This window comes from Lentzea alba (assembly GCF_011067745.1).
Classification (GTDB): domain Bacteria; phylum Actinomycetota; class Actinomycetes; order Mycobacteriales; family Pseudonocardiaceae; genus Lentzea; species Lentzea alba.
On the sequence record NZ_JAAMPJ010000005.1, the window covers coordinates 451,109 to 477,376 of the forward strand.

General features: G+C 67.2%; 30 protein-coding genes. 16 read left to right on the top strand and 14 right to left on the bottom strand.

Going from position 1 to position 26,268, the window contains the following annotated elements; genetic code table 11:
- Positions 1 to 62: 62 nt before the first annotated feature.
- Positions 63 to 1,148 (top strand): hypothetical protein, encoded by a 1,086-nt coding sequence (locus G7043_RS21180; RefSeq protein WP_242642473.1) that lies wholly within the window; start codon positions 63 to 65, stop codon positions 1,146 to 1,148.
- On the opposite strand, the gene G7043_RS21185 is transcribed toward G7043_RS21180, so the two are convergent.
- The gene (locus G7043_RS21185) at positions 1,149 to 2,186 is read right to left on the bottom strand and encodes a hypothetical protein (RefSeq protein WP_166047873.1); all 1,038 of its coding nucleotides are present in this window, start codon (positions 2,184 to 2,186) and stop codon (positions 1,149 to 1,151) included. It abuts the gene before it with no gap.
- Positions 2,187 to 2,207: 21 nt separating this feature from the next.
- Complete coding sequence (locus tag G7043_RS49440) at positions 2,208 to 2,339, bottom strand: hypothetical protein (protein ID WP_278185805.1); 132 nt, start codon at positions 2,337 to 2,339, stop codon at positions 2,208 to 2,210.
- 121 nt (positions 2,340 to 2,460) lie between these two features.
- Here G7043_RS49440 and G7043_RS21190 point away from each other — a divergent pair, with 121 nt between their 5' ends.
- The 14 genes from G7043_RS21190 to G7043_RS21255 all read left to right on the top strand — a co-directional run bounded on the left by G7043_RS21190 (position 2,461) and on the right by G7043_RS21255 (position 16,650).
- Positions 2,461 to 3,444 (top strand): LacI family DNA-binding transcriptional regulator, encoded by a 984-nt coding sequence (locus tag G7043_RS21190; protein WP_166047875.1) that lies wholly within the window; start codon positions 2,461 to 2,463, stop codon positions 3,442 to 3,444.
- 108 nt (positions 3,445 to 3,552) lie between these two features.
- Positions 3,553 to 4,881 (top strand): ABC transporter substrate-binding protein, encoded by a 1,329-nt coding sequence (locus G7043_RS21195; protein ID WP_166047877.1) that lies wholly within the window; start codon positions 3,553 to 3,555, stop codon positions 4,879 to 4,881.
- Complete coding sequence (locus G7043_RS21200; RefSeq protein ID WP_166047879.1) at positions 4,882 to 5,739, top strand: carbohydrate ABC transporter permease; 858 nt, start codon at positions 4,882 to 4,884, stop codon at positions 5,737 to 5,739.
- On the top strand, positions 5,736 to 6,569 hold the full coding sequence (locus G7043_RS21205; RefSeq protein ID WP_166047881.1) for a carbohydrate ABC transporter permease: 834 nt from the start codon (positions 5,736 to 5,738) through the stop codon (positions 6,567 to 6,569). Before G7043_RS21200 ends, G7043_RS21205 begins: the two co-directional genes overlap by 4 nt.
- A gap of 11 nt (positions 6,570 to 6,580) precedes the next feature.
- Positions 6,581 to 8,062, top strand: coding sequence for a glycoside hydrolase family 13 protein (locus tag G7043_RS21210; RefSeq protein WP_166047883.1), 1,482 nt, complete (start codon positions 6,581 to 6,583; stop codon positions 8,060 to 8,062).
- Between the two features lie 194 nt (positions 8,063 to 8,256).
- Positions 8,257 to 9,018 carry a DeoR/GlpR family DNA-binding transcription regulator gene (locus tag G7043_RS21215; protein ID WP_166047885.1) on the top strand — a complete coding sequence of 254 codons (762 nt, stop codon included), beginning with the start codon at positions 8,257 to 8,259 and terminating at the stop codon, positions 9,016 to 9,018.
- A gap of 105 nt (positions 9,019 to 9,123) precedes the next feature.
- Positions 9,124 to 10,461, top strand: a complete 1,338-nt coding sequence (locus tag G7043_RS21220; protein ID WP_166047888.1) for an ABC transporter substrate-binding protein — start codon at positions 9,124 to 9,126, stop codon at positions 10,459 to 10,461.
- 1 nt (position 10,462) lies between these two features.
- Complete coding sequence (locus tag G7043_RS21225; RefSeq protein ID WP_166047890.1) at positions 10,463 to 11,395, top strand: carbohydrate ABC transporter permease; 933 nt, start codon at positions 10,463 to 10,465, stop codon at positions 11,393 to 11,395.
- On the top strand, positions 11,392 to 12,207 hold the full coding sequence (locus G7043_RS21230; RefSeq protein ID WP_166047892.1) for a carbohydrate ABC transporter permease: 816 nt from the start codon (positions 11,392 to 11,394) through the stop codon (positions 12,205 to 12,207). Before G7043_RS21225 ends, G7043_RS21230 begins: the two co-directional genes overlap by 4 nt.
- Positions 12,204 to 13,193: a zinc-dependent alcohol dehydrogenase family protein gene (locus tag G7043_RS21235; RefSeq protein ID WP_166047894.1), complete on the top strand. Its 990-nt coding sequence runs from the start codon at positions 12,204 to 12,206 to the stop codon at positions 13,191 to 13,193. The genes G7043_RS21230 and G7043_RS21235 overlap by 4 nt, the downstream gene beginning before the upstream one ends.
- A 119-nt stretch (positions 13,194 to 13,312) precedes the next feature.
- On the top strand, positions 13,313 to 13,537 hold the full coding sequence (locus tag G7043_RS21240; RefSeq protein ID WP_166047896.1) for a hypothetical protein: 225 nt from the start codon (positions 13,313 to 13,315) through the stop codon (positions 13,535 to 13,537).
- Between the two features lie 41 nt (positions 13,538 to 13,578).
- On the top strand, positions 13,579 to 15,390 hold the full coding sequence (locus tag G7043_RS49935) for a sensor histidine kinase (protein ID WP_166047898.1): 1,812 nt from the start codon (positions 13,579 to 13,581) through the stop codon (positions 15,388 to 15,390).
- Positions 15,387 to 16,031, top strand: a complete 645-nt coding sequence (locus G7043_RS21250; RefSeq protein ID WP_166047900.1) for a response regulator transcription factor — start codon at positions 15,387 to 15,389, stop codon at positions 16,029 to 16,031. The genes G7043_RS49935 and G7043_RS21250 overlap by 4 nt, the downstream gene beginning before the upstream one ends.
- 73 nt (positions 16,032 to 16,104) lie before the next feature.
- Positions 16,105 to 16,650 carry a hypothetical protein gene (locus tag G7043_RS21255; protein WP_166047902.1) on the top strand — a complete coding sequence of 182 codons (546 nt, stop codon included), beginning with the start codon at positions 16,105 to 16,107 and terminating at the stop codon, positions 16,648 to 16,650.
- On the opposite strand, the gene G7043_RS21260 is transcribed toward G7043_RS21255, so the two are convergent.
- The 3 genes from G7043_RS21260 to G7043_RS21270 form a co-directional block, all read right to left on the bottom strand.
- On the bottom strand, positions 16,637 to 16,810 hold the full coding sequence (locus G7043_RS21260; RefSeq protein ID WP_166047904.1) for a DUF397 domain-containing protein: 174 nt from the start codon (positions 16,808 to 16,810) through the stop codon (positions 16,637 to 16,639). The two genes, G7043_RS21255 and G7043_RS21260, sit on opposite strands and share 14 nt — an antisense overlap.
- Entirely contained in the window at positions 16,785 to 17,630 is an 846-nt protein-coding gene (locus G7043_RS21265) for a helix-turn-helix domain-containing protein (RefSeq protein WP_166047906.1), read from the bottom strand. The genes G7043_RS21260 and G7043_RS21265 overlap by 26 nt, the downstream gene beginning before the upstream one ends.
- A gap of 75 nt (positions 17,631 to 17,705) precedes the next feature.
- Positions 17,706 to 18,323 (bottom strand): NADPH-dependent F420 reductase, encoded by a 618-nt coding sequence (locus tag G7043_RS21270; protein WP_166047908.1) that lies wholly within the window; start codon positions 18,321 to 18,323, stop codon positions 17,706 to 17,708.
- A 64-nt stretch (positions 18,324 to 18,387) separates the two neighbouring features.
- On the opposite strand from G7043_RS21270, the gene G7043_RS21275 reads away from it, so the two are divergent.
- On the top strand, positions 18,388 to 18,747 hold the full coding sequence (locus G7043_RS21275; RefSeq protein ID WP_166047910.1) for a winged helix-turn-helix transcriptional regulator: 360 nt from the start codon (positions 18,388 to 18,390) through the stop codon (positions 18,745 to 18,747).
- Positions 18,748 to 18,767: 20 nt separating this feature from the next.
- Here G7043_RS21275 and G7043_RS21280 read toward each other — a convergent pair whose 3' ends face one another.
- The 9 genes from G7043_RS21280 to G7043_RS21320 all read right to left on the bottom strand — a co-directional run bounded on the left by G7043_RS21280 (position 18,768) and on the right by G7043_RS21320 (position 26,144).
- Positions 18,768 to 19,703, bottom strand: a complete 936-nt coding sequence (locus G7043_RS21280) for an asparaginase (RefSeq protein ID WP_166047912.1) — start codon at positions 19,701 to 19,703, stop codon at positions 18,768 to 18,770.
- 15 nt (positions 19,704 to 19,718) lie between these two features.
- Positions 19,719 to 20,372 carry a polysaccharide lyase family 7 protein gene (locus G7043_RS21285; protein ID WP_166047914.1) on the bottom strand — a complete coding sequence of 218 codons (654 nt, stop codon included), beginning with the start codon at positions 20,370 to 20,372 and terminating at the stop codon, positions 19,719 to 19,721.
- Positions 20,373 to 20,461: 89 nt separating this feature from the next.
- Entirely contained in the window at positions 20,462 to 21,139 is a 678-nt protein-coding gene (locus G7043_RS21290) for a polysaccharide lyase family 7 protein (RefSeq protein ID WP_166047916.1), read from the bottom strand.
- A 94-nt stretch (positions 21,140 to 21,233) separates the two neighbouring features.
- Complete coding sequence (pip, locus tag G7043_RS21295; RefSeq protein ID WP_166047918.1) at positions 21,234 to 22,208, bottom strand: prolyl aminopeptidase; 975 nt, start codon at positions 22,206 to 22,208, stop codon at positions 21,234 to 21,236.
- A gap of 25 nt (positions 22,209 to 22,233) precedes the next feature.
- The gene (locus G7043_RS21300; RefSeq protein ID WP_166047920.1) at positions 22,234 to 22,800 is read right to left on the bottom strand and encodes a 1,2-dihydroxy-3-keto-5-methylthiopentene dioxygenase; all 567 of its coding nucleotides are present in this window, start codon (positions 22,798 to 22,800) and stop codon (positions 22,234 to 22,236) included.
- A complete protein-coding gene (gene mtnB, locus G7043_RS21305; protein WP_313888001.1) occupies positions 22,797 to 23,393 on the bottom strand; it encodes a methylthioribulose 1-phosphate dehydratase in 597 nt (198 codons plus the stop codon). Before mtnB ends, G7043_RS21300 begins: the two co-directional genes overlap by 4 nt.
- The gene (gene mtnC, locus G7043_RS21310; RefSeq protein WP_166047923.1) at positions 23,390 to 24,046 is read right to left on the bottom strand and encodes an acireductone synthase; all 657 of its coding nucleotides are present in this window, start codon (positions 24,044 to 24,046) and stop codon (positions 23,390 to 23,392) included. Before mtnC ends, mtnB begins: the two co-directional genes overlap by 4 nt.
- The gene (locus G7043_RS21315) at positions 24,043 to 25,044 is read right to left on the bottom strand and encodes a s-methyl-5-thioribose-1-phosphate isomerase (RefSeq protein ID WP_166047925.1); all 1,002 of its coding nucleotides are present in this window, start codon (positions 25,042 to 25,044) and stop codon (positions 24,043 to 24,045) included. Before G7043_RS21315 ends, mtnC begins: the two co-directional genes overlap by 4 nt.
- A complete protein-coding gene (locus G7043_RS21320; RefSeq protein WP_166047927.1) occupies positions 25,044 to 26,144 on the bottom strand; it encodes an acyl-CoA dehydrogenase family protein in 1,101 nt (366 codons plus the stop codon). The genes G7043_RS21315 and G7043_RS21320 overlap by 1 nt, the downstream gene beginning before the upstream one ends.
- Positions 26,145 to 26,268: the final 124 nt, after the last annotated feature.

Below are 26,268 nucleotides of genomic sequence, written 5' to 3' on the forward strand. Positions count from 1 at the left end.
GCGGCGACCAGGTGGTGTTAGCGCGCAGGCACAAACAAGCGCTAGCCGTCGCGTTCCTGCTGTTGGCTGTCGCAGCTGCCGATCTGACCGCCGTGCTGCTGTGGCAACCCACTTCACGGAGCGTGCTCCACGACGCGTTGGTGGTGCTCTGGCCGTTGCCGGCGTTGGCGGGCTTCCTGCTCGGCGCCTACGAACTGTTCCTGCACAAGCGCCTGGTCGCCGAGATCGGGCGGATCTCCGGACCCGGCATCGTCGAACACCTGCTGCCTGCGGAAGTGCTGCGCACGTTCCTCTCGTCCGTGTACGGCCCGAACGCCGCGAACGACGACGTGGTGGCAGGTGTTCTCGGCGGCGACGGCATGCGCCCGCGCGGCGACGACCTGACGATCAGCACCGGCACCACGGTCAAGCTCGAACTGCAGGGCATCGACACGAAGACGTACCACCTGAGGACGACGCAGCGGTACCAGTTCCGCAACAGCGTCCCCGCCGACCGCTTCGTCATCTTCGCCACCTCCAACGCCACGCTGCGCGACACCATCAGCGCCGCCTGCCGCTATCCGTTGTTCGAGCTCTACTTCATCCCGGACTCGTCGCTGTTCCTCGAGTCCGTGGACGACCTGCGCCACTCCACCCAGATCGCCATCGACTACCTCGACCACGAAGGTCAGCGCCGCTCGGCCGAACCCAGTCAGATCCCACCGGTCGAGGTGAGGTTCGACCAGTGGAGCAACTACCTGACGTTCTTCCGCGAGTCCACGGGCCCGCTGGGCAAGCTCAGCCCGCTGGATCACATGAGCGATCTGCGCATCTTCGAGTGCGATCTCAACGGCATCGCCGACGACCACGTGGTGCGCGCGATCCGCGGACTCACCGTCTGGTCCCGCACCTTGCAGCGCACCAACGACGGCTTCTGCTACTGGCAGTCGCCCTATCCGTCCTTTGTGGACACGATCAGCTTCGACGCCACCGGGCTCGCGGTCGACCAGTCCCCCAGGCACGAGTTCCGGGTCATGCCCTTCACCTTCCGGTCGGCCACGACGTCCGCGCAGTGGTTGGAGGCCGGCGAGTTGGACGACCTGGACGTGCGGTCGTGGTTGCTGCCGGGGCACGGGGTGGCGTTGCTGTGGCGAGAAGCGATGAGCTGATCACCAAACCACCACTGCGCCCTGCCCTTGCACCACCCACCGGTCCAGCCGAAGCGAGAGGTACCCGTCCTCCGCATCGAGCATCAGGTTCTCGACGCTGCCGAGGAAGACCTGTACGAACACCTTCAGCCCTTGGTTCCGCACAAGTTCTCTCATGTCCATGGTGAGAGTTCTGACGAACATCGGACGATCGGCGTACCACCACGAGAAGTGCTCTGCGATGTCCTGTGACCAACGAAGGTGGTGCCGCACCCTCACAAATTCGTCGTCCTCCCGGCTGAGATCCGCGAGGAAGAGCACCAGATCAGACGCCGTCATACCTACCGGCGGAGATATGTATTTGCGGACCGAGTTCGTCGCCACCCTCCGGAACTCGACCCGTTTCGTCACGCCGGACCTCGGCTCGACATAGCATTCGAGCTTCTCCCCGAAGGCCTTCACTGCCTCGTCGAACGACGTCGCGGTGGTCAGCGTCGCGACGTCGAACAGCTCAGGACATGCGTCCGACAGCGCGGTCGTGTGCGTGGGTGACGAGGTCACCGCAACCAACAGTGGCCCCCTCGGCATGGTCAACTCGTAACGGCTGCTGTGATACACCCTTCCGTCGGCCACCTTGTCGACGCGAAGAGTCATCGATACGTCATGGTGGGCAGGCCTCGTCGACAGCAGCAGCGACACGAATGTCGACTTGTCCGCCGTACGCGGGATGTGGCGGTTGAGCGCGGTGGTGATCAGCTCATCCGCGGAGGTGGCGTCGAGCACGAGTTTCCTGACCGCGGGCGCGGGACGCGTGTCGTCCCTCATCACATCGAGCTTGCGGTCGATGTCCCGCAGCAACTCCCCCTGTTCCTTGGTGCGGACCCACTCGAAGTAGATCGAGATGAGCAGCACCAGCACGAGGTCCTTGGTGATAGAACCGAGGCTGCGCGCGACAGCGTCGCCGGCCTCGGGGTTGAGCACCGCCGACACGACGATCTTCGGTACCGGCGTGTTGATCAGTGCGATCGTTGCGAGCAGGCTGCCGAAGTAGACGAGCACGCGTGATCGCATGGCACCTGATCAGTCGGTGGGCCGCAGGTAGACCGTGCCGCCGCCGGTCGGCATGCGACGGAACCAGTCGACCGGCACCACCGGCTGCGGTGGTTCAGGGGGTTGAGGAGCGGGAACGGGCTGGACTGGGTCGGCGGCCATCGCGGTCTCCCCTCGCCTGCGGTGGCCTTGGAGCGTATCCAAGGCGCGGTTCGGCGGGCGCCTGCCGAGAGGGTGAGCGTGGTGCTGCAAGCGAGCGCAAGAACTTGCGTACACTTGCGCCATGACGCAACGGAGGCTGGCCGAGGTCGCGGCCAAGGTCGGGGTCAGCGAGGCGACGGTCAGCCGGGTGCTGAACGGCAAGCCGGGCGTCTCGGACGCCACGCGAAGTGCCGTGCTCACCGCGCTTGACGTGCTGGGATACGAAAGGCCCACGCAGCTGCGGGGTGAGCGGGCCAGGCTGGTCGGGCTGGTGCTGCCGGAGTTGCAGAACCCGATTTTCCCGGCGTTCGCGGACGTGGTCGGCAACGCGCTGGCGCAAAGGGGTTTCACGCCCGTCCTCTGCACGCGCACGGCCGGCGGGGTGACCGAGGCGGAGTACCTCGAACTGCTGCTGGAGCAGCACGTCAGCGGGATCGTGTTCGCGGGCGGGTTGTACGCGCAGAAGGACGCGAGTCACGGGCACTACCAGCAGATGATGTCCCGCAAACTCCCTGCCGTGCTGGTCAACGCCGCGATAGACGACCTGGCGTTCCCGCGGGTCTCGTGTGATGACGCGGTGGCGGTGGAGCAGGCGTACGGGCACCTGACGTCGTTGGGGCACAAGCGGATCGGGGCCGTGCTCGGGCCGCCGGACCACGTGCCCAGCCAGCGCAAGCTCGAAGCGCTCACCAAGTGCGGGGGCGCGGACGTCGAGCACGCGATGTTCTCGCTCGAAGGCGGGCAGGCGGCGGCCACGAAGCTCGTACAGCGCGGGGTCACGGCGATCATCTGCGCCAGCGATCCGCTGGCGCTCGGGGCGATCAGGGCCGTCAGGCGCGCTGGATTGGACGTGCCCAAGGACGTGTCGATCATCGGATACGACGATTCGGCCTTCATGACCTGCACTGATCCGCCGCTGACCACGGTCAGGCAGCCCATCGAGGCCATGGGTCGGGCCGCGGTCGAGCTGCTGGCCAACCAGATCTCGGGCAACGCGGTGGCGCCCGACGAGCTGCTCTTCGAGCCCGAACTGGTGGTGAGGGCCTCCAGTGCTCCCGTGAGGTAACCGAGCAGTCGGCTTCTTGCGAGTTTTCGTCTAGATATTGCGTACAGATGTAACGACGACTTATGGTCGCCGTCACATCGACGCGCTCGCGAGAAGGGCGGCCCCACCATGAAGAAGTCCGCTGCCGTGCTGCTGGGCTGTGTCCTGGTCACCGGTTGTGGGAGCGGTTCCACGACCGAGCCCGGCGGCAAGGTCACGATCAACATCAACGGCCAGCCGCCGCAGACCCAGGCGTTCGACCGCAAAGTCTTCGACGAGGACGTGGCGGAGTTCGAGAAGCAGAACCAGGACATCGACCTCGTGCCGCACGAGGGGTTCATGGACCCGAAGACGTTCAGCGCCAAGCTCGCCGGTGGGCAGCTGGAGGACGTCTTCTACGTCTACTTCACCGATCCCGCCGCGCTCATCGCCAGGAAACAGGCCGCCGATCTCACCGACTACGTCAAGGACGTGCCGCACTACGGCGACCTCAAGCAGGAGCTGAAGGACGTCTTCACGGTCGACGGCAAGGTGTACGGCCTGCCCACCGCCAACTACACGATGGGCCTGCTCTACAGCCGCACCAACTTCACCAAGGCCGGCCTGGACCCCGACCAGCCACCGAAGACGTGGGACGAGGTCAGAGCAGCCGCCAAGAAACTCAAGGACGCCGGCGTCACGGGGTTCGCCGAGTACAGCAAGAGCAACCAGGGCGGCTGGCACTTCACGACCTGGATGAAGTCCGTCGGCGGTGACATCGCGCGCAAGGACGGCGACACCTACAAGGCCGACTTCAACAACGACAAGGGCAAGGAAGTCCTGCGCCGTCTCAAGGAGATGCGCTGGGACGACAACTCCATGGGCGAGAAGCAGCTCCTGGAGATCGGCGACGTGCAGAACATGATGGGCGCGGGCCAGCTCGGCATGTACCTCGCCGCACCCGACAACGTCGCCGCGATCGTCAACCAGTTCAAGGGCGAGTACGACGACTACGGACTGGCGGCGATTCCCGGCCGGCAGGGCACTCTGCTCGGCGGCGAGGGGTACATGATCAACCCCAAGGCCACGCCGGACAAGATCAAGGCCGGCCTCAAGTGGATCCAGTGGAAGTACCTGAACCCGGACCGCCTCGAGCAGAACCTGCAGAAGTACAAGGACCGCGGCCAGCCCGTCGGCCTGCCGATCCCGCCGATCGCCGACATCTGGACCGGCGAGCCGCGCAAGAAGCAGGAAGAGCTCAAGGGCAAGTACGCCACCATGCCGGTGCGGAACTTCCAGGCCTATGTGGACGGTTCGGAGCAGACCAAAGGTTCGCTCGAACCACCGCAGGCGCAGCAGGTCTACGCGATCCTCGACAGCGTCGTGCAGGCCACGCTGACGAACAAGGACGCCGACCACGCGGCGTTGCTCAAGGACGCCGAGACGAAGGTCAACGCCGTCCTGGCCCAGGTGAAGTAGGTGCGGCGCCACGTCACCGCGTACGGCTTTCTCAGTGCCGCGCTGGTCGTCTTCGCGGTGTTCTCCTGGTACCCGATCGTGCGCGGGGTGGTCCTGAGCTTCCAGCAGGTCAACTTCGTCACGAGTCCCGACTGGGTGGGCTGGGAGAACTTCGAACGGCTCTTCGCGGACCCGCTGTTCGGGGTGGCGTGGCGCAACACGTTCTACTTCACGGTACTGGCGCTGATCATCGGTTTCGGCGTCCCGTTCCTCACCGCCGTGGTGCTCAACGAACTGCGGCACGCCAAGGGCTACTTCCGCCTCCTGGTCTACCTGCCGGTGATGTTGCCGCCGGTCGTCACGGCCCTGCTGTGGAAGTGGTTCTACGACCCGGGACCCGGCCTGTTCAATTCCGTCCTGAGAGGACTCGGCCTGCCGACCTCCCAATGGCTGGATTCCAGCAGCACCAGCATGATCAGCCTCGTCCTGGTGATCACGTGGGCGAACATGGGCTCGGCCACGCTGATCTACCTGGCCGCGCTGCAGACCATCCCCGGCGAGCTGTACGAGGCCGCGGACCTGGACGGCGCCGGCGTGCTCAAGAAGGTCTGGCACGTCACGATCCCGCAGACCAAGTTCGTGATCCTGATGCTGCTGCTCCTGCAAGTGGTCGCGACCATGCAGATCTTCACCGAGCCGTTCGTCATGACCGGCGGCGGCCCGGAGGAGTCCACGGTCACGGTGCTCCTCCTGCTGTACCGCTATGCCTTCTACTACAACGACTTCGGCACCGCGAGCGCGCTGAGCCTGATCCTGTTCGCGGTGCTGGGCACCTTCTCCTTCCTCTACCTGAAGATCACGAAGAAGGCCGACGGATGAGGACTCTCACCAGGGGAACCGGAAAGACCTACTGGATCGTCCTCACGATCACGCTGGTCCTGTTCACCGCGGCGTTCCTGCTCCCGCTGATCTGGGTGCTGCTCGGCGCGTTCAAACCACCGGCGGAACTCGCGCAGCAGCCCCCGACGATCCTGCCGGCGACGTGGGAGCCCGGCGCGTACGTCGACGCGTGGAACTACATGGACCTGGGACGGTTCTTCCTCAACACGTTCGTCGTCGCGATCGGCGCGTGGGCCGTGCAGATGGCCGTGATCGTCCCGGCGGCCTACGCGCTCAGCAAGCTGAGGCCGTGGGGAGGCAACGTGGTCCTGGGCCTGATGCTGGCCACGCTGATGCTGCCGTCGACGGCTGTTCTGGTGCCGGTGTACCTCACCCTCACCGACCTCGACCTGCTCAACAACCCGGCGGGCATCTGGCTGCCGGCCGCGGCGAACGCGCTGAACGTCTACCTGCTCAAGCGGTTCTTCGACCAGATCCCCGAAGAACTGCTGGAGGCGGCCAGGATCGACGGTGCGAACACCTGGACGACACTCACGAGAATCGTCCTGCCGATCTCGCGGCCCATCCTCGCCGTCGTCTCGATCTTCGCGGTCGTCGCGGCCTGGAAGGACTTCATCTGGCCGCTGCTCGTGTTCCCCGACCCGGCGAAGCAGACGCTCAGCGTGGCGCTGCAGCGCTTCGCCCCGGACACCCCGATCAACCTCCTGCTCGCCGGCCTCGTGCTGGCGAGCCTGCCGATGGTGGCGCTGTTCCTGGCGTTCCAGCGGCACATCCTCGCGGGGCTCACCGCGGGCGGCGTGAAAGGCTGAAAGGACTTCAGATGAGTTGGTGGCGCAACGCATCCATCTACCAGGTCTACCTGCGCAGCTTCGCGGACGGCAACGGTGACGGCATCGGCGACCTGGCCGGCCTCCGCGCCAAGCTCCAGCACATCGCGAACCTCGGCTTCGACGCGATCTGGCTCAACCCGTGGTATCCGAGCCCGCTGGCCGACGGCGGCTACGACGTGGCCGACTACCGTGACGTCGAACCGGTCTTCGGATCCCTTGCCGACGCCGAGAAACTCATCGCGGACGCGCACGGGCTCGGCATCAGGATCATCATCGACCTCGTCCCGAACCACTGCAGCGACCAGCACCCGTGGTTCCGGGACGGCCTGTGGGACCGCTTCCACGTCCGCGACGGAGAAGAGATCCCGAACGACTGGCAGTCGCGCTTCGGCGGGCCTGCGTGGAGCAAGCTCCCGGACGGACGCTGGTACCTGCACCTCTACGCCGCCGAGCAGCCGGACTTCAACTGGGAGAACCCCGCCGTCGAGAGCGAGTTCGAGGACATCCTGCGGTTCTGGCTCGACCGCGGCGTCGACGGGTTCCGCATCGACGTGGCGGACGGCCTGGTGAAGGACTTCAGCAAACCCGACGCCGATCTCCCGTACTCCGACCAGGACGGCGTGCACGAGATCTACCGCAAGTGGCGCAAGATCGTGGGCGAGTACGACGGCGAACGCATCCTCGTCGGCGAGATGTGGCTGCCGGACCCCGTCCGGTTCGCCAGGTATCTCAGGCAGGACGAGATGCACAGCGCGTTCAACTTCGACTTCCTCTGCTGCCCGTGGAACGCCCAGGAGCTGCGCAGCGTCGTCGACAGCACGCTGGCCGCACACGAACCCGTTGGCGCGCCACCGACCTGGGTGCTGTCCAATCACGACGTCACGCGGCACGTGACCCGGTACGGCCGGGAGAAGACGGGATTCTCCTTCGCGGACCGGCAACACGGCGCCCCGACCGACTTCGAGATCGGCACCCGCAGGGCCCGTGCGGCGATCATGCTCACGGCCGCGCTGCCCGGTGGCGTGTACGTCTACCAGGGTGAGGAACTGGGACTCTGGGAGGTCGAGGACCTGCCGGACGAGCTGCGCGAGGACCCGGTGTGGCACCGCTCCGGCTTCACCGACCGGGGCCGTGACGGCTGCCGCGTGCCACTCCCCTGGTCCGCCGAGGACGGTCCGAGCTGGTTGCCGCGGCCCGAGAACTGGCAGGACTTCTCGGTCGAGGCGCAGACCGGCGATCCTGAATCGATGCTCGAGCTGTACCGGCGGGTGTTCGCGCGGCGGCGCGCGATCGACGGCGAGCTGGAGTGGCTCGATCTCGGGCCGGACGTGCTGGCGTTCACCCGCGGCAGCCACACCTGTGTGGTCAACCTGTCGAACGCTCCGATCGACCTGCCCGGCCTGCCGGCGTTGACGAGCGTCCCGCTGGTCAACGGTCAACTGCCCGCTGACGCCGCTGCGTGGTTGGGCTAGAAACGGGCCATTCGGATTGTTCATTCGGGCATGCCCGGAAGCCGCGCCCCAGGTGGGCGCGGCTTTCGTCGTGTGAACCGGGCAAAAATCGGGCAGCATCTCATTTAGTTGTGGTGGCGGCCACAGTGTGCTGAGGGTGTTTCATCTAGGCACAGCCCGAACGGGCAACATGGTTAACCGAGTGGGCAGGTGACATGCGAGCCGAGGAACGCAAACGGCGCATCCTGGCCAGGGCCCGCGCCGACGGTCGCGTCGACGTGGTGGAGATGGCGCAGGAGCTGCGCGTCGCCCCTGAAACGGTCAGGCGCGACCTGCGCGTGCTCGACGAACACGGTCTGGTCCGTCGCACGCACGGCGGTGGTGTCCCGGTCGAGAGCGCCGGCTTCGAGACCGGGCTCCGGTTCCGCGCCGGGTCGCACGTGCCGGAGAAGCGGCGCATCGCGAAGGCCGCGGCCGAACGGATCGACGACGCCGAGACGGTGTTCATCGACGAGGGCTACACGCCGCAACTCGTCGCGGAGGCGTTGCCCACCACCAATCCGCTCACGATCATCACCGCGTCGCTGCCGACCGCGGCGGCGATGTCCGAGCACCCGTCCTGCACGGTTCTGCTGCTGGGTGGGAGGGTTCGCGGGCACACCCTGGCCACGGTGGATCACTGGACCACCCGGATGCTGGGCGAGATGGTGATCGACCTCGCCTACATCGGTGCCAACGGCATCTCCCGCGAGCACGGCCTGACGACGCCCGACCCCGCCGTCGGCGCGGTGAAGGCCAAAGCGCTCAGCTCGTCCCGGCGGAAGATCTTCGTCGGCACGCACACCAAGTTCGGCGTCTCCAGCTTCCACCGGTTCGCCGAGGTCACGGACCTGGAAGCGATCGTCACCGACAGCGGCCTCTCCGCCCACGAGGCGCACCGCTACACCCTCCTCGGCCCCAAGGTCATCCGCGCCTGAGGTTGATGAGGGGAGCTTTCATAAACCTGAGGTTTATGAAAGCTCCCCTCATCAACCTCCCCTTCCCCTCTTCAGCGCGCCCAAAAGTTCGCGAAAGGAAAGACGATGTTGTCTATCCGCACACTCGGAGCCGCTACCGCCGTGTTGCTGCTTGCTTCCGCCTGCGCGGGCGCTGGAGGTGGTGGGGGCAGCGGTTCGGACTCGGTGAACGTCCTGATGGTGAACAACCCGCAGATGCAGGACCTGCAGAAGCTCACCGCGGACAACTTCACCAAGGACACCGGTATCAAGGTGAACTTCACCGTGCTGCCCGAGAACGACGTCCGCGACAAGATCAGCCAGGACTTCTCCAGCCAGGCCGGGCAGTACGACGTGGCGACGATCTCCAACTACGAGACGCCGATGTACGCCAAGAACGGCTGGCTCGCGGCGATGGACGACTTCGTGGCCAAGGACAGCGCGTTCGACCAGGCCGACATCCTCCCGCCGATCAAGCAGTCGCTGACCGCCGCGGACGGCAAGGTGTACGCGCAGCCGTTCTACGGTGAGTCGTCGTTCCTCATGTACCGCAAGGACATCTTCGAGGCCAAGGGCGTCACGCTGCCGGACAAGCCGACCTGGCAGCAGGTCGCCGAGGCCGCCGCGAAGGTCGCCACGCCGGAGGTCCGCGGCATCTGCCTGCGCGGTCAGCCGGGCTGGGGCCAGGTCATGGCGCCGCTGACGACGGTCGTGAACACCTTCGGTGGCACGTGGTTCACCAAGGACTGGCAGGCGCAGGTCAACGCGCCGGAGTTCAAGGAGGCCACCAAGTTCTACGTCGACCTCGTGCGCAACTACGGCGAAGCGGGCGCTCCGCAGGCCGGGTTCGCCGAGTGCCTGAACAACATGACGCAGGGCAAGGTCGCGATGTGGTACGACGCCACGGTTGCCGCCGGTCTGCTGGAGGCCAACGACTCGCCGGTCAAGGGCAAGCTCGGCTTCACCCAGGCGCCGGTCGTGAAGACCGACTCGTCCGGCTGGCTCTACACCTGGGCGTTCGGCATCCAGAAGGCGTCGAAGAAGCAGGACGCGGCCTGGAAGTTCATCTCGTGGGCGTCCGGCAAGGGCTACGAGGAGCTCGTCGGCAAGAACCTCGGCTGGTCCAAGGTGCCGGACGGCAAGCGTTCGTCGACCTACCAGCGCGCAGAGTACAAGCAGTCCTCGGGCACGTTCTCCGCACAGGCAGAAGCCGCGATCAAGGGCGCCAAGCCGCTCGACCCCGGTGTGCAGCCGCGGCCGGCGCCGGGCATCCAGTTCGTCGGCATCCCCGAGTTCACCGACCTGGGAACGCAGGTGTCGCAGCAGATCAGCTCGGCGATCGCGGGCGCGGTGACGGTGGACGACGCACTGAACAACGGTCAGGGGCTCGCGGAGAAGGTCGCTGCCAAGTACAAGGGGCAGTGAGATGGCTGTTCTGACGCGTCAGGAGCGGTCGGTCGTGGACCGACCGCCTCCCGTCCCCCGCAAGACGTATCCGAAGTGGGCGAGGCGGGCGCCGTTGTTGCCCGCGCTCATCTTCCTGATCGTCGTGACGCAGCTGCCGTTCGTGGCGACGCTGGTCATCTCGTTCATGAAGTGGAACTCGCTCGATCCCACCAACCGCGGGTTCGCCGGGTTCGACAACTACGTCAACGTGTTCACCGACCCGGATCTGCGCTCGTCGATCGTGAACACCATCGTGCTGACGGCGTCCGTGGTGCTGATCAGCCTGGTGCTGGGTCTCGGGCTGGCGTTGTTGCTGGACAAGAAGTTCCGGGGTCGCGGGTTCGTCCGGACGATGCTGATCGCGCCGTTCCTCGTGGTTCCGGTGGCGGCGGCGCTGATCTGGAAGCACGTGCTCTACAACCCGGAGTACGGCCTGTTCAACGGAATCCTGAACTGGCTGGGCTTCGACGCCCAGCCGGACTGGATCAGCTCGATGCCGATGTCCGCCGTGGTGCTGTCGCTGGTGTGGCAGTGGACGCCGTTCATGATGTTGATCCTGCTGGCCGGGTTGCAGTCGAAGCCCGTCGAACCCGTCGAGGCGGCGCGGATCGACGGCGCGTCACCGTTCCAGATCTTCCGGTACCTGACGTTCCCGCACCTGCGGCAGTACCTGGAGCTCGGCGGGCTGCTCGGGTCGATCTACATCGTGCAGAACTTCGACGCGGTCTTCACGATCACGTCCGGTGGTCTGGGCACGGCGAACCTGCCGTACATGATCTACCAGACCTTCTACCAGGCCCACGAGTACGGCGAGGCGTCCGCGGCCGGCGTGATCGTGGTGGCCGGGTCGATCGCCATCGCGACGTTCGCGTTGCGCGTGGTGTCCTCGCTGTTCAAGGAGGAGGCGCGATGAGGCAGACCTGGGGTGGCCGGATCTGGGGTCTGCTCGCCTGGATCTCCGGTCTCGTGTTCTTCGCGCCGGTGGCGTGGATGTTCCTGACCTCGCTGCACAGCGAGACGGACGCGGCCACGAACCCGCCTTCGCTCGCGGCGCCGCTGACGATGGACGGGTACGCCGAGTTCTTCGACGGGGGCGCGTGGCCGCCGTTGCTCAACTCGTTCTCCGCGTCGATCGGGTCGACGATCATCGTGCTGCTGCTGGCGATTCCGGCCGCGTACGCGTTGTCGATCAAGCCGGTCGAGAAGTGGACCGACGTCCTGTTCTTCTTCCTGTCCACCAAGATGATGCCGGTCGTCGCGGCGCTGCTGCCGATCTACCTGATCGCGCAGTTCGCCGGGATGCTCGACAACATCTCGTTCCTGACGTTGCTGTACTGCTCGATGAACCTGCCGATCGCGGTGTGGCTGATGCGGTCGTTCCTGTCGGAGGTGCCGCGCGAGATCCTCGAGGCGGCGTCGATCGACGGCGCCGGGCTGATCACGATCCTGCGCCGGGTGGTGGCGCCGATCGCGATGCCCGGGATCGCGGCGACGGCGTTGATCTGCTTCATCTTCAGCTGGAACGAGCTGTTGTTCGCGCGGGTGCTGACCGGTGTCGTCGCCGGTACCGCGCCCGTGTACCTGACCGGGTTCGTGACGTCGCAGGGGCTGTTCCTGGCCAAGGTCTGCGCCGCGGCGGTCGTGGTTTCTCTGCCGGTGCTCATCGCCGGGTTCGCCGCCCAGGACAAGTTGGTCCAGGGCCTGTCGTTGGGAGCGGTCAAGTGAAAGCAGCGGTCATCACCGGCGTCGGGTCCGTCGAAGTGACCACTGTGGACGATCCTTCGTGCGGGCCGCGTTCCGTGGTCGTGGATGTGGCAGCCTGCGGGTTGTGCGGGACCGACCTGCACATCCTGCAGGGCGAGTTCGCGCCGACGCTGCCGGTCGTGCCGGGGCACGAGTTCGCCGGCACGATCGTGGAGATCGGGTCGCAGGTCACCGAACTGTCCGTCGGTGACCGGGTGGCGGTGGACCCGTCGTTGTACTGCTACGAGTGCCGGATGTGCCGTGCCGGCAAGAACAACCTGTGCGAACGGTGGGCCGCTATCGGGGTGACCACTTCCGGTGGCGCGGCCGAGTACGCGGTGGCGCCGGTGGCGAACTGCGTCCGGTTGCCGGACCACGTGCGGACCGAGGACGCGGCGTTGATCGAACCGCTGTCGTGCGCGGTGCGCGGGTACGACGTGTTGCGCGCGTCCATGGCCTCGCGGGTGCTGATCTACGGCTCCGGGACCATGGGGCTGATGATGTTGCAGCTCGGGAAGCTGACCGGGGCGTCGTCGATCGAGGTCGTGGACCTCAACGCGGAGCGGCTGGAGACGGCGGTCAAGCTGGGCGTCAGCGCGGTGGCGGGGTCGGCGGACGAGCTGGACCGGCCGGAGGGCTGGGACGTCGTCATCGACGCCACCGGCAACGAGAAGGCCATCCAGGACGGGCTCGGGCGGGTCGCGAAGGGCGGGACTTTCCTCCAGTTCGGCGTGTCCGACTACTCGGCGCGGGTGACCATCGAGCCGTACAGGATCTACAACCAGGAGATCACCATCACCGGCTCGATGGCGGTGCTGCACTCGTTCGAACGCGCGGCGGATCTCTTCGCGACCGGAGTGCTCGACCCCGCGATCTTCATCAGTGACAGGGTGCCGCTGGACGACTACGCGGGGGCGTTGGACCAGTTCAAGGCGGGCAAGGGGCGCAAGATCCAGGTCCTGCCGTGATCTTGGCCTGAACTGATCGAAAAGGATCGTGGGCACTCGTGTATCCAGACGAGTGCCTGCGACTCCTTCCAGACATGTCGAAGTCCGGGCAGAAAGTGGTACCGCCGTACTTTTCGCACATGTCCGACGAAGAGCTCCTCGCCTGGTACGCGGAGCTTCAGGCGCGCGCGATGAACGCGCCGCCTGGGGACGTCGATTTCGACCACGCCCACGAACCCGCCAGACCGATGACCGTTGAGGACTTGCGGCACCGGATCATGACGTTCCAGGGCTGGCCTGGAGGCATCTCCACGCTCGACGCCGGTTCGCCGTTTCACAACCTGTGGCACTGGCTCAGCGACTGACCCGACGCGAGGTCGTCCTCGCTCGGGTCATTGGTGCGTTGGTGGCCGCGTGTGTGCTCTACGCCGTCGTGCACACAGCGGTCACCGGCGCTGTCTCGCATCCGCGGAACTGGCTGGTCGCGTTCGCCTGCACCCTGCTCGGGGTGCGGGTGATCGGTCACGTCCGCAGGTCGGCCGTCGGGTGGTTGCTGCTGACGATGGGCTTGTTCGGCGCGGTCGCCGTCGCGGTCGCGGGCCAGCCCGCTGATCACCCCGCCCGCTGGGTCGAGGCGTGGGTCTGGTGGCCCACCTACGCGTTGTTGCCTGCTGTGGCACTGGTTTTCCCCAACGGCATGCCGCTGAGCAACCGCTGGTGGATCGCCATCGGGGCGTCGTTGTTCAGCGCTCTCGCCGGCACGATCGGGATCGCCTGGGCGTCGTGGGGCAGTCCCGCCGACTTCTGGCAGATGCCTGGGGGCGGACTGGCCAAGATGATCACGTTGGTCGCGGTGCTCGCGGCTCTCGTCGCGGTGATCGCGGCTGTGGTGTCGTTGTTCATCCGGTGGCGCCGGGCTGAAGGTGATGAACGGCGGCTGCTCGTGTGGGCTGTCGCGCTGTTGGCGTTGGCCGTCGTGGCGACCGTGGTGGAGACGACGGACGGACACGTCGCGTGGGTTGTTGGTGTGCTGGCGTTTCCGGCTGCCGCGGTCATCGCGATCGTGCGATACGGGTTGTACGACATCAGCCTGCTGATTCACCGGTCGTTGCTGTACGGGTCGCTCACTGTGGTGCTGCTGCTGGTCTATCTCGGCGTGATGGTCGGGGCGGGCGAGCTGTTCACGAACGACGCCGAGGTGATCGGTGTGGTCGCGGCGGGGCTGGTGTTCGCGCCGATTCGCAGTTGGCTGCAGCGGCGGCTCGACCGGTGGCTGTTCGGGGAGCGCTCGGATCCTTATGGCGCTTTGTCGACATTGAGCGAGAAGCTCGAACGGTCGCAGGACGTGTTGCCGACGGTGGCTCAGACCGTGGCGGAGTCGTTGAAGCTGCCTTACGTGGCGATTCGCGGTGGGTCGGTGCTGGCCGAGCACGGGCGCAGTCGCGGGTGGCCGTTGCTGCGTTTTCCCATGACGTATCGGGGTTCGCTGGTCGGCGAACTCGTCGTCGAGCCCCGTGCGCCCGATGAGCGGTTGAGCGATCGCGAGCTGAGTTTGCTCGTCGACCTCGCCCGTTCCACCGCGCCGGCCGCGCAGTCGATCAAGCTGACCGCTGATCTGCAGCTCGCGCGCGAACGGCTCGTGCGGGCGCGCGAAGAGGAACGGTTGCGGCTGCGGCGCGATCTGCACGACGGGGTTGGGCCCGCGTTGGTCGGGATTCGGTTGCAGCTCAGGGCGTTGCGGCGGTCGCTCGGTGATGTGCTGGATCCGGTGCTGGGCGATGTCGACTCGACGGCTGGTGAGGTGCGCCGGCTCGTGGACGGGTTGCGGCCGCCGATCCTCGACCAGGGGCTGGCGTTGGCGGTGCGGGACGAGGCCGCGCGGTTCCACGGAGACCTGCGGGTGCAGGTGGAGGCCGAGCAGATCGACGGGTTGTCCGCCGCGGTCGAGGTGGCGGCCTATCGGATCGTGGCGGAGGCGTTGACGAACACCGCGCGGCATTCCGGGGCGTCGACGTGCGTGATCAGCGTGCGGACCGACGGCGACCTGGTGGTGGAGATCGTCGACGACGGGCGTGGGGTGGCGGCGGACGCGCGGCCGGGTGTCGGGCTCGACTCGATGCGAGAACGCTGTGCGGAGCTGGGTGGATCGTGCACAGTGGGACCTGCGCAACCACATGGGACTCGGGTGGTGGCGCGGATCCCGTTGGAGGCCCAGTGACTCGCGTTGTCATCGTGGACGACCACCCGGTGTTCCGGCGCGGGCTCAAAGCGTTGCTGGACGGTGAGGACGGGCTCGACGTCGTCGGCGAGGCGGCGGACGGGCTGTCGGCGGTGTCGGTCGTGCTGGACCTCGAACCGGACGTCGTCGTGATGGATCTGCACATGCCCGGCCTGGGTGGGGTCGAGGCCGCCAAGCGGATCCTGGACGTGCTGCCGTCGTTGGGCGTGTTGGTTCTGACGATGCACGAGGACGACGAACTGGTGTTCGCGGCGATGAAGGCCGGTGCGCGGGGGTACCTCGTCAAGACGACCGACGACGACGAGATCGTGCGCGCCGTGCAGGCGATCGGGGCCGGTGAAGCGATCTTCAGCGCCACCATCGCGCAACGGATGATGGGCTACTTCACCGCGATCTCGTCGTCGAAGGCCGTGGTGTTCCCGCAGCTCACCGACCGGGAACGGGACGTGCTGGAGCTGATGGCGTCCGGGCTCGACAACACCTCGATCGCGCACCGGCTCTCGTTGTCGGGCAAGACCGTGCGCAACCGGGTGTCCGCGATCTTCACCAAGCTGCAGGTGGCCGATCGCGCGCAGGCCATCGTCCGCGCCCGCGAGGCGGGACTCGGAAGTCCCCGCTAAGTCGGGACAACGGTCACCTGACAGCGGGACTGGATCCCCGATGGGATCGGCGTCATCCGCCGAAGGGGGCCCGATGGACATCACCTGGGACGTCGCACACGCGCGGCTCAGCCACGAACGAATGCTGCACATCACTCAGGCGCTCATCTCGATGCGCCCGGAAACCGTCACGCTGGGCGGAGGAGAGCCTCTCACCGTGCCCGGCCTGTTCGAGATCGTCGAGGCGTTCCGCGCCGGCGGCATCGACGTGGTGCTCCGGACGTCCGGCAAGTCGCTGCACCCGTCGATGGTGCGGACGCTGCTGGCCTCCTGCGCACGCATCGAGGTGTGCGCGATGGCGTTCACGCACGCCATGCACGCGTTGCACCTGCTCGACATCGGTGCCGCCAAGCTCGACCGGGCCGCCGTGTTCGGGCTCGACGCGACCGGCATCCGGCGCGGGTTCGACCGGCTGGAGGACTTCTGCGCCACCACCGCGTTCGAGCTGCCGCACCTGTCGTTCATCGCGCTGGGCGACACGATCGGCTCGGACCACGCGCAGTACCTGCAGTCGCTCGCGCCTCAGACCGTGCGCGTGACGGTCGAGACCGCGAACACCTCGGTGGTCAGAGCGAGTTGATCAGGGCGCGCCAGGCAACGTTGGAGAACGCGAGAACGTCACCGCTCGCGTTCTTCGTATCGCGCACCAACGCGTTCTCGGCCAGCGACACCTCCACGCAGCTTTCGGCAGTACCGCCGTTGCTGTAACTGCTCTTACGCCAGGTCCGTTCCGCCGTCATGAGGGTCCTCTCGAAGTCCGCTGACGTACTCCGCCAGCTTGCGCTTCGATTGTTCCGCATCCAGGGCGACAGCATCCAGCCGCTCAAAGAGCCTCTTGGCCCGCGCAACGGCGACGGTGTCCTGCGCCCACACCTGAGCTGTTTCGGACTCGCTGTACACCACCGGGGCTGCCTTGCCGAACTCGTACAGCGTGGCCGGTGAGCGGAAGGCGCAGACGTTTGCAGGTACGACCCGGAGGATGTGGGTGTTGAAGAGAAGGCGCAGGTACTGGTCTTCGCGAAGACGCGCATCACCCAGCGGCAGTTGTAGAGCCAACTCGTGCACGTAGAACACGCATTCCGGCCGGCTGGGCCGCCTCATGATCGTTTGCCGCTCCATGCGCACCTGGACGAGCCTCTCGATGTCCTCGGGCGCTTCGATGTGGGAGTCGACGAACAGCTGCCGCGCGTAATCCTCCGTCTGCATCAGGCCGTGCATGATCAGGACGTCGTAGGAGAAGATCTTCGTGGCCATCGCCTCTGTCATCGCGAGTGTGCGCACGTTGTCCGTCACCTGGGCGAAGAACAGATCGAAGGCGTTGTAGTAGCGGCTGCGGAACTCGTTGGCGAAGTTGATGTCCTTGCCGCACGTCGCCAGGTACTGGACGAGATCGACCTCGCTCGCCCGCACCTTGCCGAGTTCGATGTCGGACACCTTGCTCGGGTCCCAGCCGAGCTGTATGGCCATCGCGCGGCCGTGGAACGAGGTGCAGGACTCCCTCAGGTGGCGCAGCTCGTCCCCGAGATCCCGGCTGTACGGGGTGGAAATGATCGCGGTCATGCCGTTCGACGGTAGGGCTTGGATTCATTCCATGGCAGCGGCTCGTTCGGGTGAAAACGGAGCCGCTGTCGCAAATCAGGTCCGCGGCACCGCCGAGCCCGGGTCGATGCCGGAGAACGCCAGTCCGATGACGAACCCGGCGACTTCTTCGAGCTGCCGGGCACGCCTCAGCGGTCCGAGCACCGCCGGCCGTGCGCCCACGTCGCGCACCAGGTCAGCGGTGATCCGCAGCGCGTCCTCGTGGTCACCGGCGAGCACCACGGTCACCGACGCGCGATCCTCGTTCCACTGATCCGCCGGAAACATGTGGAACGCCTTGACCACTCGGGCACCCGGCGCCCAGTCTGCGACGTGTTCGGCCGCCGACCGGCCGTCCGGGGTGAGCAGCTCGCCGACGCCGTGTGCGACCGCGTTGGTGGGGTCGATCAACGGCGTGCCGGCCAGCGAACCCTCGGCCGCCCCAGCGGTGCGCAGGGCGTCCGGGAGTCCTTGCCACGACACGGCGAGCAGCACGGCGTCCCGCCCTGTGACCGCTTCTGACATGGGGACGGCCCGAGCCGTCCCCATTCGCGCGGCCGCGGCTGCGGCCTTGTCCGGTGAGCGACCACCCACCAACACCTCGTGCCCGGCGCGGATCCACCTCGTGCCCAACGCGACGGCCAGGGTGCCGGTGCCCAGAATTCCTGTTCGCATGAGAGCTAACCTAGGAAGCCGACGCACACCGATCGGTAGGAAACGGACCCGCGAGCATGGCGCCATGAACGACGAGTTGCTCGTGGACTGTCGGCTGCGCGCGGCCACGGAGCTGTTGTCCCACGCCTGGGACCCGGTCGTGCTCGCCGGCCTGCGCGGCGGGCCGCGGCGCCGTTCCGAGCTGCTCGTCGCGCTGGGCGGTCTCAGCGACAAGGTGCTGACCGAGACCCTGCGCCGGCTGCACGCCAACGGCCTGGTCGAACGTCGCAGCTACCCGGCCGCGCCGCCCCGCGTCGAATACCGGTTGAGCGCGCTGGGCGTGAGCCTCGTCGAAGGTCCGCTGCGTGAGCTGGGCCAGTGGATCGTCGAGCACGGCGACGAGCTGCTGGAAGCACAGGAGCGGACCACTCCCTCGGCGGTCTGAGCGCACGCGTCCGAGAGCGCTCAGAAGATCTCGCCGCGGGCTGCGAACACGTCCGCGACAGGGCTTTGCGCGCCGAGCGCGAGCCGCAGCAGCACACGTGCCTTGCGCGGGCACAGCCATCCGGCCATCACCACACCGCGCTTGATCAGGTCCGATTCGGACCCGGTGAAGCCGTAGGTGTTCCGGAACGTGGTGCCCATGCCGGTCCGCGTCGCCACCACGACCGGGAAACGCGCACGCGAGATCGCCTCGGCCATGCCCGCCGAGACGTGTCCGACGCCCGTGGCGGCGACGACGACTCCGCCCACGTTCAGCCAGTCGAGGAGTGAGCCGTCGTCATCCAGCGTCGCCTCGATCAGCGGAACCGTTGGCACGTCTTGGGGTCGTGGCAACGCGGGCAGCTGGTGCGCGGGGTGGAAGTACTGCGGGCCGCCCTCGATGACGAGCCCCAGCGGGCCAGGGAACGACTCGAAGGCGTTCAGCAGGCTGCTGTGGGCTTTGCGCACCCAGCGGGCGGCGTGGATCTCGTCGTTCAACACGAGCAGGGCGCCGCGGCCGCGTGAGTTCGGGGCGGCGGCAACGGCGACGGCGGCGGCGAGGTTGGCCGGGCCGTCGGCGCCGGGAAGTCCGGGGTGGCGCATCGCGCCGGTGACGACGACCGGTTCCTCGTGCGGCCACAGGCAGTCGAAGAAGTACGCGGTCTCTTCGAGGGTGTCGGTGCCCTGGATGATCACGACGCCCTGGGCGCCCTGGGAGACCTGCTTGTCGGCCCAGTCGAAGGCGTCCAGCAGCGTGGTGAACGTGAGCGAGGCGCCCGGAATCGTTGCCAGGGTCGCGATCTCGCCCACTTCGAGGCCCTGGACGAGGTCTTTCGCACCCAGGGTCGGTGACACCGCACCGGAGCCCGTCATCGTGATCGTGCCGCCGAGCGATGCCACCGCCACCTGTGAGCTCATGCCCTCACCTTAGGGTCACTGGCGCCAGTACGTGATGTTGCGGAACCGGGCTTCGGCACGGCCGCTGCCATGGTGGTAGACGCCGTTCTTGAAGTGTCGGGTGGCCCTGCCGCGGTCGTTCACCGTGGCCTTGAGGACGCCGCCCGCGTAGACCTTGATCTTGCCGGTGCCGCCCGCGACGGCGGAGTGCTCGACGCGGATGCGGGTCCAGGTGTTGTAGATGCCGGCCGCGATGACCGTGCTCGTGTAGTACCGCAGCGTGCCGCCGTTGGCGTTGGTGACGTTGAGCATGAAGTCGGTGGCCGGCGTGCCGGGGTCGCCGCCGCGCACGCGCAGGATCTGCATGACGGTGGGGCCGTTGACGCCGCTGGGCACGAAGATCTCGCCCTCCCAGGCGTGCTGGCCGCTGGAGTACTCCTGTGCCCAGCGCATTTCGGTGCGCGGGTCGGTGCTGCTGCCTTCGCTCATGGGCTCGTCGGTGTCGTAGACCCACATCGAGTGGACGCCGCCTTCGTGCTTGTAGCGGGCGCTCTGCGGCAGGTTCCACGGTTTTTGGATCTTGTAGGTGAACGGCGTCTGCGTCCAGGCGGGGGCCGCTTGCGCAGGCGTCGGCGTCGCGAGCAGGGCGACGGCGGGCAGGGCGAACAGGGAACGACGGGGCAGGGTCACGTGGTCCTCCGGCCTCGGTTAATGGTCTGGACCAGGATCTCCACACCGAGGCCGGACTCCGCAACGTCTGAGCTGTACCGAAATTCCGGTCACTGGCGCCAGTAGGTGATGTTGCGGAAGCGGGCCTCCGCACGGCCGCTGCCGTGGTGGTAGACGCCGTTCTTGAAGTAGCGCGTCGCCGGCCCCTCGTCCTGGTGGGTCAGCTTGAGGGCGCCGTTGTAGTAGGTCCTGACGGTGCCCCGGCCGCCCGCGACAGCGGTGTGCTCGACGCGGATCCTGAACCACTTGTTGTAGATGCCGGTCGCGACGACCTGGTTGCTGTCCTTGCGCAGGGTGCCGCCGTTGATGTTGGCGACGTTGAGCATCACGTCGGTGGCGCGGGTGCCGTCCGGGCGGCTGCCGCGCAGGATCTGCACGACGGTCGGGCCGCTGCCGCCGGACGGGATGTAGATCTCGCCTTCCCAGGCGCGTGAGCCGCTGGAGTACTCCTGGTTGAAGCGCATCTCGGTGCGCGGATCCGTTGGGCTGCCTTGGGTGTGGGGCTGGTCGTAGTCGTAGACCCACATCGTGTGCACGCCGCCCTCGAACTTGTAGCGGGCGCTCAGCGCGAGGTTGTACGGCTTCTGCATCGTGTAGGTGTACGGCGCCGACACCCACTGCGCGGACGGCGGCTGAGCGAGGGCCTGAGCCGCCGGCGCCACGATCAGGGGTGCGGTCAACGCGAGGGCTAGAACGGAGCGTCGCGTGTGGAGAGCAGGGGTTTCCACGATGAATCCCTCCGACCTTCGATAAGTGGTCTGTACCACTTTGAGGGCACGAAGGCGGAGGGATCAATACTTCGTTCAAGTTCCGGAACTAGATTCAGATGGAAGAACTCACGAAGCGGTCGGTGGCGGCGATGATCGCCGCAGTCATGCTGCCTCCGCCGTGACCGGTGTCGTCGAGGACCACGAGCTCACTTCCCGGCCAGGCCCGGTGCAGCGCCCACGCCGTGCCGAGCGGACCGCTGACGTCGTAACGCCCGTGGATCAGCACGGCGGGAATTCCGTGCAGCCGCTCGATGTCGCGCAGCAGTTGCCCCTCTTCCAGGAAGCAGCCGTGCGACCAGTAGTGGGTCACGAGGCGGGCGAAGACCAGTTGGAAGTCCGGGTCCGCGACTGACAGGAACGGTTCGGCGTCGGGGGCCAACGACACGTGCGTGTCCTCCCACACGCACCACTCGTGCGCGGCTTTGGCGCGGACCTCGGGGTCGGGGTCGTGGAGCAGCCGGCTGTAGGCGGCCGACAGGTCGCCGTCGCGTTCGGCGGCGGGCACGCCGTCGCGGAACCGTTCCCACTCGCGCGGGAAGACGCGGCCCATGTCGCGCGTGATCCAGTCGGTGTCGCGGCGGTCGCCGCTGGTCACGGCCACGAGCACCAGCTCGGTCACCCGCTCCGGATGCGCCTGGGCGTAGGCGAGAGCGAGCGTGACGCCCCACGAGCCGCCCTGCACCAGCCAGCGCTCGACGCCCAGGTGGACCCGCAGCGCCTCGATGTCGGCGATGAGGTGCTGGGTGGTGTTCGCCGACAGGTCGACGACGGGGTCGGTCGCCGGAGGAGTGCTGCGCCCGGCGTTGCGCTGGTCGAACTGGACCACGCGGTAGCGGTCCGGGTCGAACAGGCCTCGCTTGGCCGGAGAGCTTCCCGATCCAGGACCACCGTGCAACACGACTGCCGGCTTGCCACCGGGGTTGCCCGATACCTCCCAGTACAGCGAATGACCGTCGTCGACCTGCAACATGCCCGACTCGTACGGCTCGTTCGACAGGTAACGCCCGTCGTCGGATTTGCTCCCCATGCGGACATGATCGAGGACAGGCGGTTTACGACAAAACAGAATTCAGTTCGTCGAAGGTCGGGAACTTCGTCGCGATGTCACTGCCGGTGAAGTTGCCGATCCAGCCGTCGTCGTCGTGGAAGAACCTGATCGACACGTAGTCCGGCGTGGTGCCCATGTCGAACCAGTGGGTGGTGTTCGCCGGCACGCTCAGCAGGTCGCCCGCCGTGCAGAACACCGCGTACACCTTGTCGCCGATGTGCAGGTAGAAAACCCCTGAGCCGCGGGCGAAGTAGCGGTCCTCGTCGTCGTCGTGGGTGTGCTCGGCGAGGAACTTGTTGCGGAACTCGACGGCCTTCGCGCGGTACTCGTCGGTGTCCGCCGGGGTCATCTCCATCGCGTCGACGTAGGTGTAGCCCTCCGTCTCGCTGACGCGGGCGATGTCCGTTTCGTAGGTCTGCAGGGCGTTCTCGGCCGTCACACCGTCCACAACGGACCAGCGGCTGAAGCGAACGCCGTGTTCCTCGAGCGCGGTGGCGATCTCCTCGGGGTCGGTCGTGCGGACGAGGACCTCGTCGGGGCCGGAGTCCGGCCACACCGTCAGCAGCGTCATGATTGCCTCCCCGTAAAGATGTCTCGCGTCTCCACCTTGAAGCGCAGCAACCACTCCAGGCATTCCAGGCGGTGCCGGGCCTGCACGAGGTCGTCGCCCCACACGTACACGCCGTGCCGCGCGACGATCAACGCAGGGGTTCGAGGGTCGAAGCCCTTCTCGAAGGCGTCGCCCAGTTCGAGCATGTCCTGCGAGTTCCGGACGACCGGGATCACGACCTCTTCGTGGTCGTGGCGGCCGAAACCCTTGAGCATCTCCAGGTCCTTGAGCACGACGCCGTCCGGCCAGTGCTCGGCCGCGACGACCGGGGCCAGCGCGTGGACGTGCACGACCGCGCCCGCACCGGCGACGCGCGCGATCCGGGCGTGCAGACCGGCTTCGGCGGACGGAACCTTGTCGGAGTCGACGGCCAGACCCTCGGAGTCGATCACCACGGAGTCGTCAGCGGTGATCTCGCCCTTGTCGACGCCGCTGACCGTGACCGCGAGCCGCAGCGGATCGCGTTGCAGCACAACGGAAAGGTTGCCCGAAGTGCCGCGCATCCAGCCCATCTGGGCGTAGCGGACGCACTCGCGGGCGAGCTCTGCCGTCACGAGAGTTCCCAGACCGTCGGGTGGGGCGTGAAGTCGGCGTTGCCGTAGGGCTCTCCGGCGCGCGCGACGCCGACCGTCTTCCAGCCCGCCTCCTGCGCGGCGTGCAGTTCGGCCGGAACGTCGCTGTAGAAGGTGATGTCGTCGGACTGCAGCACTTCCGCGATCTTGTGGTATGACGCGGCTTCGCGCTTCGGGCCGGCGTTGACCGTGTCGAAGTGGTGCTCCAGCAACGGGGTCAGGTCGCCGTCGGTGGTGTGCTGGAAGAACGCGATCTGGCCGGCGACCGAGCCGCTCGAGAAGATCGCGAGCTTCACGCCGTCGTCGTGCCACTTGCGGATCGCGGGGACGACGTCCGGGAAGAACTCCGCGACGAGATCGCCCTGCGCGTAGCCCTGCTGCCAGATGAGGCCCTGCAACGTCTTGAGGGGCGTGACCTTCTGGTCGGCGTCCATCCAGTCGTGCAGCGCCTTGACAACGTCGTCGTGGCCGCTCAGCTCCTTGATCTGCCGCACGGCGTCGGCGACGACCGGGTCGTCACCGTGCTGCTCGATCCACGGGCCGAGCCGGGGGCGGGCGTAGTCGTACAGGACGACCAGCACCTGGTCCGTCGCGCTCAGCGTGCCCTCGATGTCGAGCACGACCCACTTGCTCACCGCTGTTCTCCCTCGTAGTACTTGTCCAGCTCCCCGGCGGCGTAGACACCCCGGTCCGTCACCACGTCCGTCACGAACCGCGGCGGCGTCACGTCGAACGCCGGGTACAGCCCTTTCACCCTCGGCGTGGCACTCGGCCTGCCGAGCACCTGCAGCACCTCGGCGCCGTCGCGGTACTCGATCTCCACGTGCTCCGTGGTCGGCGCCTGCAGATCGGGTGCCTGCACCTGGGCGTGGAACGGTACGCCGAACGCGTGCGCGGCCACGGCCAACCCCAGTGTGCCGACCTTGTTGACGACGTGCCCGTCCATGGTGACCCGATCGGCCGCCGTGACCAACGCGTCGATCTCGCCGCTCTGCAGGACGGCGGCGCCCATGCCGTCCGTGATGAGCGTCGTGTCGACACCCATCTCGATCAACGTCTCCGCGGTGAGCCGGGCTCCCTGCAGGTAGGGCCTGGTCTCGGTGCAGAAGAACCGCAGCGTCTTGCCCTGGCTCTGGGCTGCCCGGACCGTTTCCGTCAGGTAGAGGTCGGCCCAGCAGTGGGTCATGACCGTGGCGCCGTCCGGCAGGAGGTTCGCCGTGTGCTCGCCGAGCGCCTGGCTCTTGGCGCGGTACCTCCGGTCGCCTTCGTGGGCGCCGTGGAGGGCGTGCGTGACGTCCTGCGCGGCGTCCACGGCTTCGAGGACGATCTTGGTCGCCTTGCGCAGAGCGTTGTTGGTGCGCCTGGTGTTCTCGAGCATGTGCGCGGTTTTCTCCAGCTCCGCGCGTGCTTGTTCGTACGGCAGGTTCTCGACGGTTCGCGCCTTGAGGACCATGCCGTAGAGGACCGCGAAGTACGGGCCCGAGGACTGGGTGACCATGTCCTCGATGGCCCGCGCGACGTCCTCGGCCGTCCGGCACAGCACCCAGTCGCGTTCGAACGGGAACTGGCGGCGGTCGAGGATCAGCACGCCGTCGTCGGTGAGCCGCACCGAGTCGGCGAGCACCGGCTGCATCAGCTGTACCCGGTGTAGGCGGGACGCGCGCCGGTCAGGAAGTGCTCGCCGACCTCGCGGGCCTTGTAGACGACCGGATCGTGCAGCGTGAGCGTGCGAGCGTTGCGCCAGAAGCGGTCCACGCCGTACTTGGCGGCCGTGCCGCGCGCGCCGACCTGTTCGAAGATGCGGCTGGTGACCTCGTTGACGAGCTTGGTGCTGACGACCTTGGCCGCGGAGATGGTGACGGCGACCTCGCCGCGCTTGGCCGGGGTGAGGTTCCGGCCGAGTTCGGACGCTTCCCGGAGCTGTTCGGCGGCTTCGTCCGCGAGCAGCCCGGCGGCCTTCGTCTGCGCGACCATCTCGCCGTACGCGGCGACGATGTACGGGTCCTCGGTGGCCTGCTCGACACCGCTGACGAACCACGGGCGGGTCTTCGTGCGGGTGTAGTCGGCGGCCTCGTGCAGCGCGCCTTCCGCGAGCGCGACGTAGAGCTGGGCCAGCACGAGCTGGAAGCCGATCGCGGCGAGGCTGAGCCGCGGGTCCTCGTTGGCCGGCTGGACGCCGAGGATCTCGGTCACCTGGACGTTCTCGAACTGCACACCGCCGGACGCGGTGAGGCGCTGCCCGATGTTGTCCCAGTCGTCCAGGTAGGTGATTCCGTCTGCCTTGCCGTCGAGCAGGAAGGTGAGCTTCTCGCCGTTGTCGGTGCGGGTGGCGCTGACGACGATCCGGTCGGCCACCGACGCGCCGGTGGCGAAGGTCTTGCGGCCGTTGAGGACGAACCCGTCGTTGGTCGGCGTCAGTTCGAGCGCCGCGTCGAGCGGGTTGCTGACGCCGGCCCAGAACTGGTCGGGAGCCTTGCTGAACTGGGTGTCGAAGAGTCCGCTGCGCCAGATCTGCAGGTAGTGGTACCCGAGGAGGTGCCCGACGTTGGCGTCGGCGGCCCCGACGATCCGGGTGACCTTCTGCTGCTGGTCCCAGTCACCGACGTTCAGCAGGCCGCTCTGCCGGAGCAGTTCCACCTCTTTGGTGGGTGGCTGGTTGGCCCGGTCCCTGTCCGCCGCGTCGGACCTGAGCGCCGCCGCCACTTCGCGCGCGACGTCCAGCCAGTTCGTCATCCCTGCTCCTCTCGGTGGTACCCGGTCCAACTTACTTCTTCACACCACCGGGCTAACCACGATGTGAGAGAGGTCGTCCGCTGGCAGACTGCCCCGCGCACCCCGCTCGACGGGGGCATGAACT